General features: G+C 67.7%; 15 protein-coding genes. 14 read left to right on the top strand and 1 reads right to left on the bottom strand.

Annotation, left to right across the window (positions count from 1 at the left end; translation table 11 throughout):
• The first annotated feature begins 113 nt into the window (after positions 1-113).
• From J2X42_RS08425 to J2X42_RS08380, 10 genes are all read left to right on the top strand, one after another.
• A complete protein-coding gene (locus tag J2X42_RS08425; protein WP_310164126.1) occupies positions 114-2066 on the top strand; it encodes a DUF4118 domain-containing protein in 1953 nt (650 codons plus the stop codon).
• A complete protein-coding gene (locus J2X42_RS08420; RefSeq protein ID WP_310164124.1) occupies positions 2063-2782 on the top strand; it encodes a response regulator in 720 nt (239 codons plus the stop codon). The genes J2X42_RS08425 and J2X42_RS08420 overlap by 4 nt, the downstream gene beginning before the upstream one ends.
• Positions 2783-2927: 145 nt before the next feature.
• Entirely contained in the window at positions 2928-3359 is a 432-nt protein-coding gene (locus J2X42_RS08415; protein ID WP_310164122.1) for a VOC family protein, read from the top strand.
• Positions 3360-3416: 57 nt separating this feature from the next.
• Positions 3417-4100, top strand: coding sequence for a hypothetical protein (locus tag J2X42_RS08410; RefSeq protein WP_310164120.1), 684 nt, complete (start codon positions 3417-3419; stop codon positions 4098-4100).
• A gap of 13 nt (positions 4101-4113) precedes the next feature.
• A complete protein-coding gene (locus J2X42_RS08405) occupies positions 4114-4623 on the top strand; it encodes an HAD domain-containing protein (protein WP_310164119.1) in 510 nt (169 codons plus the stop codon).
• A gap of 153 nt (positions 4624-4776) precedes the next feature.
• Positions 4777-6057 (top strand): anion permease, encoded by a 1281-nt coding sequence (locus J2X42_RS08400; protein ID WP_310164117.1) that lies wholly within the window; start codon positions 4777-4779, stop codon positions 6055-6057.
• On the top strand, positions 6054-6275 hold the full coding sequence (locus J2X42_RS08395; protein ID WP_310164114.1) for a hypothetical protein: 222 nt from the start codon (positions 6054-6056) through the stop codon (positions 6273-6275). Before J2X42_RS08400 ends, J2X42_RS08395 begins: the two co-directional genes overlap by 4 nt.
• Positions 6276-6382: 107 nt before the next feature.
• On the top strand, positions 6383-7357 hold the full coding sequence (locus tag J2X42_RS08390) for a hypothetical protein (RefSeq protein ID WP_310164113.1): 975 nt from the start codon (positions 6383-6385) through the stop codon (positions 7355-7357).
• 13 nt (positions 7358-7370) lie between these two features.
• The gene (locus J2X42_RS08385) at positions 7371-8240 is read left to right on the top strand and encodes a hypothetical protein (RefSeq protein WP_310164112.1); all 870 of its coding nucleotides are present in this window, start codon (positions 7371-7373) and stop codon (positions 8238-8240) included.
• 13 nt (positions 8241-8253) lie between these two features.
• Complete coding sequence (locus tag J2X42_RS08380; protein ID WP_310164110.1) at positions 8254-8811, top strand: dihydrofolate reductase family protein; 558 nt, start codon at positions 8254-8256, stop codon at positions 8809-8811.
• A gap of 14 nt (positions 8812-8825) precedes the next feature.
• On the opposite strand, the gene J2X42_RS08375 is transcribed toward J2X42_RS08380, so the two are convergent.
• Complete coding sequence (locus tag J2X42_RS08375) at positions 8826-9305, bottom strand: hotdog fold thioesterase (RefSeq protein WP_310164108.1); 480 nt, start codon at positions 9303-9305, stop codon at positions 8826-8828.
• Positions 9306-9501: 196 nt separating this feature from the next.
• Here J2X42_RS08375 and polA point away from each other — a divergent pair, with 196 nt between their 5' ends.
• The 4 genes from polA to J2X42_RS08355 all read left to right on the top strand — a co-directional run bounded on the left by polA (position 9502) and on the right by J2X42_RS08355 (position 15150).
• A complete protein-coding gene (gene polA, locus J2X42_RS08370; RefSeq protein WP_396134050.1) occupies positions 9502-12144 on the top strand; it encodes a DNA polymerase I in 2643 nt (880 codons plus the stop codon).
• 50 nt (positions 12145-12194) lie between these two features.
• The gene (locus tag J2X42_RS08365; RefSeq protein WP_310164106.1) at positions 12195-12806 is read left to right on the top strand and encodes a GyrI-like domain-containing protein; all 612 of its coding nucleotides are present in this window, start codon (positions 12195-12197) and stop codon (positions 12804-12806) included.
• 68 nt (positions 12807-12874) lie between these two features.
• Positions 12875-14173, top strand: a complete 1299-nt coding sequence (locus J2X42_RS08360; protein ID WP_310164104.1) for a GNAT family N-acetyltransferase — start codon at positions 12875-12877, stop codon at positions 14171-14173.
• A gap of 29 nt (positions 14174-14202) precedes the next feature.
• Positions 14203-15150 carry a polysaccharide deacetylase family protein gene (locus tag J2X42_RS08355; protein WP_310164102.1) on the top strand — a complete coding sequence of 316 codons (948 nt, stop codon included), beginning with the start codon at positions 14203-14205 and terminating at the stop codon, positions 15148-15150.
• Positions 15151-15194 lie beyond the last annotated feature (44 nt).

The following is a 15194-nucleotide window of genomic DNA, read 5'->3' as shown; positions in this document are numbered from 1 at the left end:
GGAACCGGATTCCGGGGGATCTTGACGCATCCTTAACGCCGCTATGACGGACCGCACACCGCCCCCGGTGGGGCGTCGAAAACTGCACCGGATCCTGGTGGGAGAATGGCGGCATGGCACGGGAACGGATAGTCATTGGGCTCAACGGCAGCGGCGACGCAGAGCTGCTCATCCGCCGCGCCGCCCGGATCCTGGAACGGAGCGACGGCGGTGACCTGGTGGCCGTCCACGTCCGCACCGCTGAAGGCGCCCCGGGGGAGTCGCCGCAGGCCCTCGAGGCGCAGCGGAGGCTGGTGGTTGACCTGGGCGGAACATACCACACCGTCTCCGCGTCCGACCCCTCCCGGGCCCTGCTCGACTATGCCCGAAAGTCCGCCGCCACCCACATCGTGGTGGGCCAGTCGCGGCGCCGGCCGCTGGCCGGACTGCTGTCAGGGCTGCTCTCCGGCGGCACCGTGGAGACCCGGGTGGTCCGCGGCGCGGGGGACATTGATGTCCAGGTGGTTCCCCGCTTTGAGCCCCAGCCGGTCCCGCCGCGCCGGCGGCCGGACCTTGGCCGGGCCAGGGTGGCCGTTGGCTTTGCCCTCGCAGCTTCCCTTCCGGTCCTGTTGCAGCTGCTGCTGGCAGCCTTCGACCACAGCGTTGCCACCGCCGTCCTGGTCCAGCTTGCGGGCGCCGTGGCGGTGGCGCTGGTGGGCGGGCTGTGGCCTGCGGTAGTCGGCGCACTCTGGAGCAGCGTCCTGGTGAACTACTTCTCCACCCCGCCGCTCGGCGACCTGGCGATCAGCGATCCGCAGGACCTCCTCTCGCTGGGTGTTTTTGTGGGCGTTTCCGTGGCGGTCGCCGGCGTGGTGGACAGGTCCGCCCGCCGCTCCAAGGAGGCCGCCCGCGCCCAGGCGGAGTCTGCAACGCTCGGAGACCTCGCACTGGGTGCCTCCCGTTCGGAGGACACCCTGGACGGGATCCTGTCGGAAGCCCTGGACGTTTTCGGCGTCACCGGGGCCGGCGTGTTCACCAGCCGGGAAGGCTCGACGTCGGGTGCGGAACCGCCGTCGAAATCCTCCGGTGGGCCCGGAACGGATGCCGGCCAGGTCTGGAGGCTGCTTGCCGGCGCCGGGGACACCCCGGCCTGGGCGCCAGGCGCCACAGCAGCGGGCAGCACCACGGAAGCGGTCGACGCCGACACCCGGCTGGTTCTGTTCGGCCGGGAGGTGCCCGCGTCAGAAAGCCGGTTGCTGGGCGCGTTTGCGGTCCATGTGAAAGCCCAGCTGGAACGCCGCCAGCTGGCTGTGAGCCGGCGCGAGGTGCTGCGGCTGGCCGAAGGGAACACCATGCGCACCGCCATTCTGCGGGCTGTGTCCCACGACCTGCGGACGCCGCTGGCCGGGATCAAGCTCGCCACCGGGGGCCTGCTGCAGAGGTCCGTCACCTACACCCCGGAGGAGCAAAGGGAGCTGTTGGAAACCATCGACGAGTGCACGGACCGGCTGGACCAGCTGGTGGGGAACCTGCTGGACATGTCCAGGATCACCGCCGATTCGGTCAGGCCGATGCTCGGACCCGTGCGCTGGAGCGATGTTGTTGCCCCGGCGCTCCGCGGGCTTCCGGACGGCACGGTTAGGGTGGACTTGCCGGCCAACATGCCCGCCGTGGAAGCCGACCCGGTCCTGCTGGAACGCGTCGTTGCCAATATCGTGGAGAACGCCGTCAAGTACGCGCCCGGCCCGGGCATCACCATCACCGGCGCGTCCGACGGCCTGGGCTCGGCCACCCTGGACGGGTATCCGTCCGGCGAGCTGAGGATCATCGACCGCGGCGCCGGCGTGCCCGCGCGGAAGGTCCTGGACATGTTCCAGCCCTTCCAGCGGCTCCATGACCGGCCCCAGGCCACCGGCGTGGGACTGGGCCTCGCCGTCGCCGACGGTTTCGTCAAAGCCATGGGCGGCACCCTGACGGCACAGGAAACTCCCGGCGGCGGACTGACCATGGTGATCAGACTCGCCCTTTCCACCGGCTCACCGGGTGCGCGCCACGCGGCCGGCCAGCCGCGCCAGGAGGCCACGTGAACACGGTCCCGGCCCACGCTCCCGGCGTGCAGGGCGGCCACCGGACCAGGGTCCTGGTGGTCGACGACGACCCCCACCTGCTGAAGGCGCTCCGGATCACGCTCCAGGCACACGGCTACGCCGTGGAAACAGCGGCCGACGGCGGCGCGGCCCTGCGTGCCGCATCCCACCATCCGCCGGACGTGATGATCCTGGATCTGGGGCTGCCGGACCTGGACGGGGCGGAGGTCCTGCAGGAACTCCGCCGCTGGAGCAGCCTTCCTGTCCTGGTGCTCTCCGCACGGCACGGTTCATCCGACAAGGTGGACGCCCTGGACGCGGGCGCAGACGACTACATCACCAAACCCTTCGGCCTGGACGAGCTCCTTGCCCGGCTGCGTGCGCTGCTCCGCCGGGTTCCGGAGCCCGAATCGGCGCCCACCGTGGCGGCGTCCTCCTTCACCGTGGACCTTGCCCGGCGGCGCGTCACGAAGGACGGTGACGCGGTGAGGCTGACGCCCACCGAATGGAACATCCTGGAACTGCTGGTCCGGAACCCTGCCCGGCTCGTGACCCAGCAGCAGCTGCTCCTGGACGTCTGGGGTCCGGCGTACCAGAAGGAAGCCAACTACCTGCGCGTGTACATGGCACAGCTGCGCCGGAAGCTCGAGGCCGACCCCGGAAACCCGCGCCACCTGATCACCGAGCCAGGCGTAGGGTACCGCTTTATGCCCTGAATCAGGCGCCGAATCTGGCGCTTAATCTGGCCCTGAATCCTGCGGGGAAACCGGCGGGGCGGAACCCTATGAACCGGGGTGGAATTGCGGCAGGATGTTGACTGTTCCTTTCCGATTCCGTGACGTACCGCAAGGAGAACCGGCCATGCCGACGACGCTCAACCCCTACCTTGGCTTCCGCGACAACGCCCGTGAGGCGATGACCTTCTACCAGTCAGTGTTCGGTGGCGAGCTGGCCCTCAGCACCTTCGGCGAGTTCCAGGCCAGCGAGGATCCCGCCGAAGCCGACAAGATCATGCACGGCATGCTGACCGCTGCCAACGGCCTGGTCCTTATGGGGGCCGATACCCCCAACGGCATGGACCTCGCTTCCGGCAGCTCCATTTCGGTCTCGCTCAGCGGCGACGACGAAGCCGAGCTGCGCGGCTACTGGGAGAAGCTGAGCGGCGACGGCGGCAGCGTGACCGTTCCGCTGGAACCGGCGCCCTGGGGCGACATCTTCGGCATGTGCACGGACCGGTTCGGGACAGCGTGGCTGGTCAACGTCAACAACCCGCAGGCGGCGCCCGCTTCCTAGGCAGGTCTCCAGCCGCAGTCCTTGAGGAGCGGCTGCACGCGGTGCGACGATAGAAGCGTGCAGCCCATCCTCGACTTCCTGGCCCATAACTGGTGGCTGGTCTTTCCCCTCAGCGGTGTGATGGGCGGCTGGGCCCGGTCATGGCAGAAGTCCACCGAGCGCAGGCACCAGCGGCGCGTGGAACTGTACAAACTCAGGAACCAGTCACTCCAGGCGGAACAGGTCGCCGAAGCCGAAGTGGCGTCGCTGATGGCCACCCACGATGCAGTCAACAGGCGGTGGCTGGACTATGAGCTGGACGTGGGGAAGCTCATCGATTTTCCCCTGATGACCGACGTCCGCGAGCCGCTGACCGTTGCGTTCCTGCGGACAAAGCGGGAGGCAGACGGCCTCCGGCCCGGCTCGGCCAAGGACCTGACTGCGGCGTCCCGCCTAGAGGCCTACCGCGCGGCAGTCAACGGCTACGACGTGGCGTTCTCGGTGGCCGAACGGGAGGCCAGGCGCATCAGGGACACCAACTTCTCCGGCCCCGAACGGGAGCGGCTCGCCACAGCCAGGAAGCTGCTGCGGCTCGCGGAAGACAGCGCAGCCACGCCGGCTGAACGCCAGGCAGCCTATAAACGCGCCCGCCGCGAACTGGACGGCCTCATCGTCCTGCCCGACGCCACGGTGGCCGCACTGGAGGAGAAAGTGGCGCCCATGCTGGACTCCGGCCAAACGTCGGACTTCACCCAACACTGAGGCCCGCGCAGCTGTGGGGAGCGTCACCCTTTACCTGGACGTGGACGGCGTCATCTGCCCGTTCGGCCCCGTTGGACGAAGCGAATGGGGCTCCGAATGGCGGCGCGCGAACGCCGGCCTGCTGCAGGTTGCCTATGCACAGGAACTGGTGGACGGGCTCAACGACCTGGCAGGGGCGGCGCACGTCAGGTGTGTCTGGCTGACCAGCTGGGAGGATCTTGCAGCGGAATTCCTGTGCCCCGCGATCGGCCTGGGCGGGGGCCGGTGGCCCTGCCTGACCTCGGACGGCGGCAACACAGGGGAGGGGTGGTGGAAACTCTGGGCGCTGCAGGCGGATCTGGAGCAGAGCAACCCGGAGCGGATCGTGTGGATTGACGACCAGCTCCGGTTTGAACGGGAAGCACAGCAGTGGGCCCGGTTCCTCGGCGCCCGGATCCTGCTGGTGTCCCCTGATCCGCGGCTGGGAATCTCGCCGGCTGAACTGGATTCGGTCAACTCCTTCCTCAGGCCGCCGCTGTTTTGACCTGATGCCCGGTACGCGTACGATCGATAAGGTTTCACGCCGGTCCTGTTAACGCCGCAGGTCATTCCACGCGAACAGCTGGTGAATTATGCTGTGCAAGGCAGCCGGGGGAAAAGAAACTGCTGAACGTCGACTCTGCAGATTGGGCAACAGGTGGATATCACCTTCATGGTGGCGCTGGTCATCGCGCTGGCACTATTTTTCGACTTCACGAACGGCTTCCATGACACCGCCAATGCGATGGCCACGCCCATCGCAACAGGTGCCATCAAGCCGAAGACTGCAGTGACACTCGCCGCCATCCTGAACCTGGTGGGTGCCTTCCTGTCTACGGAGGTCGCCAAGACCGTTTCGGGCGGCATCATCCGCGAAGGTTCCGACGGCGTCCAGATCACCCCGGACATCATCTTCGCCGGCCTGATGGGCGCCATCCTCTGGAACATGATCACCTGGCTCAAAGGCCTGCCGTCCAGCTCGTCCCATGCCCTTTTCGGCGGCCTGATCGGCGCGGCCATCGCGGGGATCGGCTTCAACTCCGTGAATCTGGAGACCCTCCTGCAGAAGGTCATCCTGCCAGCCGTCTTCGCGCCGCTCATTGCCGGCATCGTGGCCTACATCTGCACCCGGCTCGCCTACGCGCTGACGGCCCGCCACGACCCCGAAACCGGCAGCAAGCTCACCCAGAAGCGCGGCGGATTCCGAACCGGCCAGATCTTCACGTCCAGCCTGGTGGCCTTGGCGCACGGAACCAACGACGCCCAGAAGACCATGGGCATCATCACCCTGGTCCTCATTGCTGCCGGCACCCAGGCTCCGGGCACCGGACCGCAAATCTGGGTCATCGCAGCGTGTGCCGTGGCCATCGCCGTGGGCACCTACGCCGGCGGCTGGCGCATCATCCGGACCATGGGATCCGGGCTCACCGAGGTCAAACCCGCCCAGGGTTTCGCGGCTGAAACCAGCACCGCGTCGGCCATCCTGGCATCCTCGCACCTGGGCTTCGCCCTCTCCACCACCCAGGTGGCCTCCGGCTCGGTCATCGGCTCCGGCATGGGCCGCAAGGGCACCACCGTCCGCTGGAACATGGTGGGCAAGATCGCGCTGGGCTGGCTGTTCACCCTCCCGGCCGCCGGCATCGTCGGAGCCCTGACCGCACTGCTCGTCAAGACAGGCGTGGTGGGCGTGCTGATAGCCGCCGTGGCCGGCACAGCCGCCGTGCTGTTTATGTTCTTCTACTCCCGCAAATCCCAGGTCGGCCACCACAACGCCGTCGAGGTCGAAGAAGCCGGACAGGCAGTCCGCTTCGCCAAGAAGAAAGCCCTCGCCCGGGCCCGCGCCAAGGCCAGGGCGGCCAGGTCCAATGCCGAAGCCCCCACCGAAGCGCCAGTCGAAGAGACAGTCGAAGCGAATGAGCAGAAGGATAGTCAGCGATGAAGTGGTTGGAACTCCTGACCGTAGCCGGCACCACCCTGGTGGCCGCCGTGACCGTGGTGGTCCTGTACTCACTCGGCGTCCGGCTGACCGCCATCGCCGGTGACGCCGAGCAGGCCTCACCGCGCGCCAAGCGCTCCTTCGCCTACATCTGCTTTGGCCTCTGCGGTGTCGCCGTGCTGTTTGGCCTCTACCTGATCATCCCGTACTTCAGCAAGTAGTTTTGTCTGGCGGATGACCTGCGGCAGGGGAATAGTTAAGACTGTTTCAGCATGTCCGCCCGGCCGGCACCAGCCAGTCCGGGTTTGCCGGAAGCAGGTGGTCTGTGATGCGCAGTCAGCCCGGGCCCAGATCCCGTGCGGCGGCCGCCGCGGCGGCTTTGTGCCTGCTGGTGCCCGCCAGTGGATGCTTCGTTTCGCCCGACGGGCCACCGGACTCTTTGGGAACTACGACGGCGGCCGCGACCACGGCGGCACCGTCACCGTCTCCGCTGCCCTCCCCGCCCGACCTGCCAACCGTGGGGCCCCTGCCAGGGCCTGTGGTTGGCCCCGCCGTCCCGGACGCCCCGGTGATCCGTTGGGTTCCGCTGGGCCCGGCCGCGCCGACCGACCCGCCGGAGGGCGCACTGTACGAGCTGCTCCGCAGCCGCGACTGCACCGGCCTCCGGGATTCCACCCTCAACACCTCCTTCCCCGCGGTGTGGGCCGCAGCCGGCGCCACGTGCGTCGCACTGGCCTCTGACAGCCCCCGGGACTGGCAGCGGGCCGGTGAGCTCCTGGCGGTGATCCCGGAACTCCCGCCGGAAAGGTGCTGGGAGATCAAAGTCAGGGAGTCCCTGCGCCAGGCCATTGTTGTGCGGGCCGGGTACCCCGGCGTCCGGCTGCGAGTGGACCCCCGGGCCGGCGACGATTGCCGCCGGCAGCTGACCGGGCTGACCGTCCTGGACGGCCCGCATGCCGGCGCGGCCGTACCGACAGTGCCCGCGGGCGGAGGCACGCCCGTGCGGCTTGAAGGTTTCTTCGTGAACGTGGACTCCGTCCGCGTGGGAGGCGCCGCGGTCGAGTTTGAGGGGCCGCAGTTCGGCCCGTTTGTGTTCTACGCACCGCCGGGAACAAGCGGGAGCGCAGCCAAGGTGACGGTCCAGGCGACACCCGCCGTGTCCGGCGAGGCCACACTGCACTACGCCGGCCCGTCCACGCCCGGCCCGACGCCGTCGACCGTTTCTCCTGCCCCCGGGCCAACGCCGGCGGGCACGGAACCCGGCGCCCCCGGCCCCGCGCCGTCGGACGGTGTACAGCCGTGAACGGCGCCCGGCCATGAGGGAGGCGCAGGAAGCCGATCCCCGGTGGAAGCGCGCTGCTGACCTGCTGGCGGCCATCGGGCCGCCGCTCACCATTGCCACAGCCCTGCTGGTCTACTTCGGCTGGGCACGGACAGATGCGCAGGCGAAGACGATGGGGCTTGATGTCAGCCTTTTCGGCTATACAGTGCAGGACTTCGTCCTCAGGAGCATCCCGTCGCTGTTCATTCCCCTGGTGTGGCTTCTGATCGCGGCTGTCCTGTGGCTGACCCTGGACAGGATCCTGGCCAGGCAGTTGGATGCGGGCCACCGTGTTGGGGTCGGCAGGCTGGCATGGGTGTTCGTCTTTGGCGGGGTGGCATGCGCCGCCGCCATGTGGCTGGCGGTGATCCTGCAGCCGGGGCGGACCTTGCTCTACGTGCCGTACATCATGGCGGGCGGCGTGCTCCTGGCGGCCTGGGGGCTGAGCCTCCGGCGCCGGTCAAGGGACGATGGCGGCCTCACGGTGACGCCGGTGTCCCGCGGGACGGAGCGGACGCTGGTCCTCTGCCTGGTCACCCTCCTGCTGTTCTGGGGCACGTCTGACTTTGCGCAGGCACTCGGCCGGGGACTGGCCGTGAGCTACGAGGAGCAGTCCGCGCTGCTGCCTACAGCCGTCGTCTACAGCACCGAACGCCTGGCCATCAGCGCGCCCAACGTGAGCGAGGAATCCAGCGGTACCGCAGAGCATCCTTCGTACAGGTACAACGGCCTGCGGCTCCTCGTGGTCAGCGGCGGGCGGATCTTCCTCCTCAACGATGGCTGGACCATCCGCAGCGGCAAGGTGGTGGTGCTCCGCGACGAGCCCGGACTGCGGGTGGAGTATGGGAACCCCGCGTCCAAATGAGTACGCTGGAGCCATGTCCCGCTTCCAGTATTTTGTGGCTGCATCCCTGGACGGCTTCATCGCCACAGCCAAGGACGATCTTGCCTGGTTGCTGCAATTCGATGGCTTCGACGGCGGCGAGGAAAGCTACAACGCCTTTATGGAGGGGGTGGGCTGCATTGTGATGGGCGGGGAAACGTACGCCTGGCTGATGGAGCACGAACCCGGCAAATGGCCCTACCCTTCCACGCCCTGCTATGTGTTCACCCGGCACGAGCACACAGCACCCGCCGGGTCCGATATCACCTTCGTGCGCGGCCCGGTCCAGGAATTCGTCCAGGATTTCACGGACGACGCTGGCGGGAAGAACGTCTGGGTGGTGGGCGGCGGGAACCTCGCCGCGCAGTTCGCCGCCGCCGGATACCTGGATGAACTGATCCTGTCGGTCATCCCGGTGGTGCTGGGTGACGGCAAGCGGCTGTTGCCGCTGGGAAGCCCGACGGCGCCGCTTGAGCTGACTGCCTCACGCACCCTGGGCCGGGGGATCGTGGAGCTGCGCTACAACTTCGCCGCCGGCGGCGCGGCCGGGTAACGGTACCTCCGGGCCTAGCCAGCCTTCCTGGCGGGCCCGTTGTCCCGGATCATGTTCGTGATGCGGGCCGTGGACAACCGCCTGCCCTTCTCGTCGGTCATGACCACCTCGTGGGTTGTCAGTGTCCCGCCCAGGTGGATGGCAGTGCAGGTTCCGGTAACCGTCCCTGCCGAGACAGACCGGTGATGGGTCGCGTTGACCTCAATGCCCACCGCATGCCTGCCGGCGCCGGCGTGCATTCCCGCGGCGAAGGATCCCAGCGTCTCGGCCAGGACCACGTGGGCCCCGCCGTGCAGGATGCCGGCTACCTGGGTGTTGCCCTCCACCGGCATGGTGGCCACCGTACGCCCGGGGCTCATCTCCAGGAAATGGATGCCCATCTTGGCCACAAGGGCGCCGACTCCATATCCGCTGAGCCACTCGTGGAGGTGTTCGGGGATGCCTGCTGTGACCAACTCCTCAGTAAAGGGGCCGGGCGTGAAATTGTCCATCATGGGAACTAGGCTGGCACCTGTGAGTGAAACTACCAAACCGGCCCCCTTCCCTTCCGAAACCGTCGCCCTTGAGGCTGACGCCGCCCTGCAGGACATCAAGGTCCCGCCGCCGGCCGGGGGCCGGGTTTCCGCTGCCGAAGCCCCCGTCGTTGCCGGCACCGGCCAGCCGCGCCTCCTGGTGCTGGACGGACACTCGATGGCGTTCCGGGCCTTTTTCGCGCTGCCCGCGGATAAGTTCTCCACGGCCAACGGGCAGCACACCAACGCGATCCACGGTTTCACGTCCATGCTGATCAACCTGATCAAGGAGCAGCAGCCCACCCACATTGCCGTGGCCTTCGACGTATCGGACGAAACCACGCACCGCAAGGCCGAGTACAGCGAATACAAGGGCGGCCGCAACGAGACCCCCCGCGAAATGAGCGGCCAGATCGACCTGATCGATAAGGTCATGGGCGCCTGGGGCATCAAGACCATCAAGATGCCCGGCTATGAGGCTGACGATGTCCTGGCAACGCTCGCCGCCATGGGGGAAAAGGCCGGCTACGAGGTCCTCCTGGTCACCGGCGACCGTGACGCCTTCCAGCTCATTACGGACAACGTCTTTGTGCTCTACCCCCGGAAGGGTGTCAGCGACATTCCCCGGCTGGACGCAGCCGCCATCCAGGAGAAGTACTTCGTCACCCCGCCGCAGTACTCGGACCTCGCGGCACTCGTGGGGGAGACCGCGGACAACCTCCCCGGCGTCCCCGGCGTCGGCCCCAAGACCGCTGCGAAGTGGATCAACCTCTACGGCGGGCTCGAAGGGGTGCTGGAGCACCTGGACTCGATTGGCGGCAAGGTGGGGGATGCCCTCCGCGAAAACGTCGAGGACGTCAAGCGCAACCGGCGGCTGAACCGGCTCCACACCGATCTTGAGCTTCCGGTAACCCTGGACGAACTCGCCGAACCCCGTCCGGACGAGGCCGCCCTGGAGCAGCTCTTCGACGAACTGGAATTCAAGACCATCCGCACCCGGCTCTTTGCCCTCTACGGCAGCGACGCCGTGGAACCGGCCGAGCGCGAGAGCATCGACGTCCCGGACTACGTGACGCCCGCCGATGCAGCGGAACTGGAGGCCTTCCTGGCAGCCGGCGCCGGCAAGCGCTCGGCCGTTGCCGTGGACCTGGTGCCGGGCCGGATCGGAGAAGACGCCGCCGCGCTGGCCATTGTCCGTGACGACGCCGCCGCCTACATCGACCTCGCCGCCCAGGACGCCGCCGCCGAGAACGTCCTGGCGGGCTGGCTGCGGGACAGCCAGGCCCCCAAGGTCATGCATGGCTACAAGGCCGCGCTGAAGGCCCTGTCCACCCGCGGCCTCGGCCTTGAAGGGGTGGTCGATGACACGTCCATCTCCGGGTACCTCATCCAGCCGGACCGCCGCACCTACGAGCTCGCTGAACTCGCCCAGCACCACCTCAACATCAGCATCACGTCCGAGACCGCGAAGGCGGGCCAGCTTGAGCTGTCGTTCGACGGCGACGACGCCGCCGCTGCCGGCGCCCTGGTCCAGGTGGCTGCAGTGGTCCAGTCCCTGAGCCGTTTCTTCGATTCGGAATTGACCGAACGCAAGGCCGCGGACCTGCTGACCACCCTGGAGCTGCCCGTCAGCCGGGTCCTGGCCGACATGGAACTCGCCGGCATCGCCATCGACATGCCGCGCATGGACGAGCAGGTGGCGGATCTCGCCAAGGTGATCGACAATGCCCAGGAACTCGCGTTCGCCGCGATCGGCCACGAGGTCAACCTCGGGTCGCCGAAGCAGCTGCAGACTGTCCTCTTTGAGGAACTCCAGCTGCCCAAGACGAAGAAGATCAAGTCGGGCTACACCACTGATGCGGCGTCGCTGAAGAACCTGCTGGAAAAGACCGGGCACGAATTCCTGGTCCAGCTGATGGCGCACCGGGAATCCTCGAAGCTGCGCCAGATGCTGGAATCCCTGAAGAAGTCCGTCACGGACGACGGCCGGATCCACACCACGTACGCGCAGAACGTGGCCGCAACAGGCCGGATCTCCTCCAATAACCCCAACCTGCAGAACATCCCCATCCGCAGCGAGGAGGGCCGCCGCGTCCGGGGCATCTTTGTGGTCAGCGACGGCTACGAGTGCCTGCTCTCCGCGGACTACTCCCAGATCGAGATGCGCATCATGGCCCACCTTTCGGGGGACGAAGGCCTGATCCAGGCGTACCTGGAAGGCGAGGACCTCCACCGCTTTGTGGGCTCGAACATCTTCCACGTCCCTACCGACCAGGTCACCAGCGCCATGCGGTCCAAGGTCAAGGCGATGTCCTACGGCCTCGCCTACGGGCTGACCTCCTTTGGCCTCTCCAAGCAGCTGGAGATCTCCGTCGACGAGGCCCGGACCCTGATGAAGGACTACTTCGACCGGTTCGGTGCCGTCCGCGACTACCTCCGCGGCGTGGTGGACCAGGCCCGGATCGACGGCTACACCGCCACTATCGAGGGGCGCCGCCGGTACCTCCCGGACCTCACCAGCACGGACCGCCAGCTGCGCGAGAACGCGGAGCGCATCGCACTGAACTCGCCCATCCAGGGCTCGGCGGCGGACATCATCAAGCGCGCCATGTTGGGCGTGCACTCCGAACTCGCGGCCCAGGGCCTGAAGTCGCGCATGCTGCTGCAGGTTCATGACGAACTGGTGCTGGAAGTGGCCGCCGGCGAGCGGGAAGCGGTGGAGAAGCTCGTTACCGAGCAGATGGCGGGCGCCGCGGACCTGAGCGTCCCGCTCGACGTCCAGATCGGCGTGGGGCCGAGCTGGTACGACGCCGGCCACTAGCAACAGACGGGTTACCGGACGACGGTGGCCAGGAAGGCGGGCGGGGCGCAATGGACAAGTTCGACGTCAGGAAGCAGTTCAAGGAACTGTATGCGCCCCGCGCCCGGGATTTCGAGCTGGTCACCGTCCCTCCACTGAACTACCTGATGCTGGACGGGCAGGGCAACCCCGGGACGGCCCCGGCGTACACCGCCGCGCTCGAGGCCCTGTATTCGGTGTCCTACGCCGCCAAGTTCGCCAGCAAGCATGCGGGCCGGGACTACACCGTCGGGCCGCTGGAGGGTCTGTGGACCGCAGACGATCCTGACGCGTTCACCCGGGGCGACAAAGACAGCTGGAAGTGGACCATGATGATCCCGCAGCCGGACTGGGTCGGTGCCGCCGAAGTGCAGGACGGCATCGCGAAGACCGCGGCGAAGAAGGCTCCGGCGCTGGATCTGCTCCGGCTGGAGACCCTCGACGAAGGCCTGTCGCTGCAGATCCTGCACATCGGCAGCTACGCCGCTGAGGCTCCGACGCTGCAGCGCCTTCATGCTGAGTTCATGCCCGCCAACGGTTTCGGGTTCGCCGGCCCGCACCACGAGATCTACCTCAGCGACGCCCGCCGGGTGGCGCCGGACAAGCTCCGGACCATCCTCCGCCAACCCGTCCGACAGCTCTGAGCCGTCTCCCGGTGGCGGGCGCGTGTTGTTGTGGCCACGGGCCGGATGCATTGGTTAGGCTCGGCAGTGTGGCTGAACTGAGTGGGGACTATGAAATCAGGCGCTTCGACGCCGTATCCAAGGATGAACCGGGATACCCCGAAGCGGAAAAGTGGGTCAGGGCTGTAGCTTTCGGCTTCCATGAGTCCACGCGGACTCCGGAGCATGTTGCGAAATCCCTGGCGACGTACCGGGCTGACCGCCGTGTCCTGACCGGCGCGTACCAGACCGGGGAAGTGGCTCCCGGGTCCCTCCCGGCTGACGTCCCGGTGGCCACGTTCGGCACGCTCCGCAAGACCCTCAACATTGGCTTCGGCCGGATGCTGGAAACCCAGATGGTCACCGCCGTGACAGTGCGGACCTCGCACCGGCGCCGCGGCCTGCTGCGCCGCATGATGTCGGAGGACCTGGACATGGCCCGGCGCGACGGCTTGGCGATAGCCGCGCTGACCGCGTCCGAAGGCTCCATTTACGGACGGTTCGGGTACGGAGTGGCCAGCTTCGAACGCACGGTGAAAGTGGATACCACCGCCCGGTTCCAGCTGAACCACCAGGCTGTGGGCGCAGTGGAGGTCGCCGACCCCAAGGTGCTGCTGGACGTGGCACCGGGAATCTTCGAACGCGTCCACCGCATCACACCGGGATCGATCGGCCGCCAGGAGTGGTACCGCCAGCTGGCCTCGGGATCCCTGGGCCGGGACGGCAAGGAGGATCCGGCCGTCAAAGTGGCGTTGCACTACGGGCCCGGCAACACCGTGGACGGCTACGTCTCCTACAAATTCCTGGGCTGGGACACCGAGCCCTACACCGTCGAAGTGGTGGACCTGGTGGCTGCCACCAACGAGGCGTACCTGGAACTCTGGCAGTTCCTGGGTGCCATCGACCTCGTGGAACGGGTCACCTGGGCCGAGGCGCCGGTGGACGATCCGCTGGCCTGGGCGCTTACCGACCCGCGGTGCATCGAGTCCTCGGACGGCAGGGACATGCTCTGGCTCCGCATCCTGGACGTCCCCAAGGCACTCGAAGCCCGGCACTATCCGGTGGACGGGCGGCTGGTCCTGGAAGTCCAGGATCCGCTTGGCCTGACGGCTGGGACCTACGCCCTGGAGGTCAGCGGCGGCGAGGCCGCCGTCGTACGCCTTGAAGCGGAGGAACAGCCTGACCTGACCCTGGACGTCTCAGGCCTGTCATCAATTTATCTGGGGGCGGTCTGCCCGGTTACGCTGGCGGCAGCTGGGCGGATCCGCGAACACAAGCAGGGCGCGGCGCTCCAGGCTCGTGGCTTGTTTGCGGTTGAGCGTGCCACGCACTGCCTGACCCACTTCTAGGGGCTCCTGCCTCATCCAAGGACAAATCCATGGGGGATATTGCCGTGCCGGGGCTGACAAGCCGCCGGGCAATAGTGTTTGGCCTTACATCGGGCGTATTTGCTGCGGTGTCAGCGTGTGCTGCACCGACCGCAATCGGGACCGGCGGGCAGACCGTACCGGATGAACAACAGGACCTGGCCGCGGCAGTCACTCCGGTGCAGGCTGCGCCAGTGGATGATGTGCCGGGCCCGACCCAGCCCGTCCCGGCGGCACCGGCAGTGGTGCAGCCGCCGTCGAAGGCCCAGCTTGTGGCGGAGTTTGCCGGCCGGCGGCCCACCGAGTGGGGCCTGGCGGTGACGGGCGTGGTCACCAGGTCACCGGCACGCCCGGCCGTCATCACCCTGGACGCCTGCGGCGGCCCCGGCGGATCCGGCGTTGACCAGGAGTTACTTGCCGTGCTGCGGCGGCTGGGTATACCGGCCACCCTCTTTGTGAACGCGCGGTGGATCCAGGCGAACCGCACCCTCGCTGCCGAGCTGGGGGCAGACCCGCTCTTTGAACTGGCCAACCATGGCTGGCTTCACCGGCCGCTGTCGGTCTCCGGCAAATCGGCCTACGGCATCGCCGGCACTGCCGGCGTCGCCGACGCTTATGACGAGCTGACGAGGTGCCAGGAGGTACTCCTGGACGCGGCAGGGCGGCCTTCACCCTTTTTCCGGGCCGGAACGGCCTACTACGACGACGTTGCGGCCGCGATGACCCGTCGACTGGGCATGCTGCCGGTGAACTTCAGCATCAATGCCGACGCCGGTGCCACGCTGCCGCCGGCAGCGGTCTCGTCCGCGTTGTCTGCCGCAGGACCGGGAGACATTGTCATTGCGCACTTCAACAAGCCAGGCAGCGGCACGGCGGCGGGCTTCCGCCAGGCGCTGCCGCGGCTGCAGGGCGGCGGCACGACGTTCGCACGGCTGGCCGATGTGCTGCCCGCGCTTTGACCCCCGTTGGCCGCTGCGACTAGAATAAGTGGGCGCGTACTACG

Source organism: Arthrobacter sp. BE255, from assembly GCF_031457335.1.
Taxonomy (GTDB): Bacteria; Actinomycetota; Actinomycetes; order Actinomycetales; family Micrococcaceae; genus Arthrobacter.
Note: the sequence above shows the minus strand (reverse complement) of the source record. Positions and strands in the feature narration are given on the sequence as shown.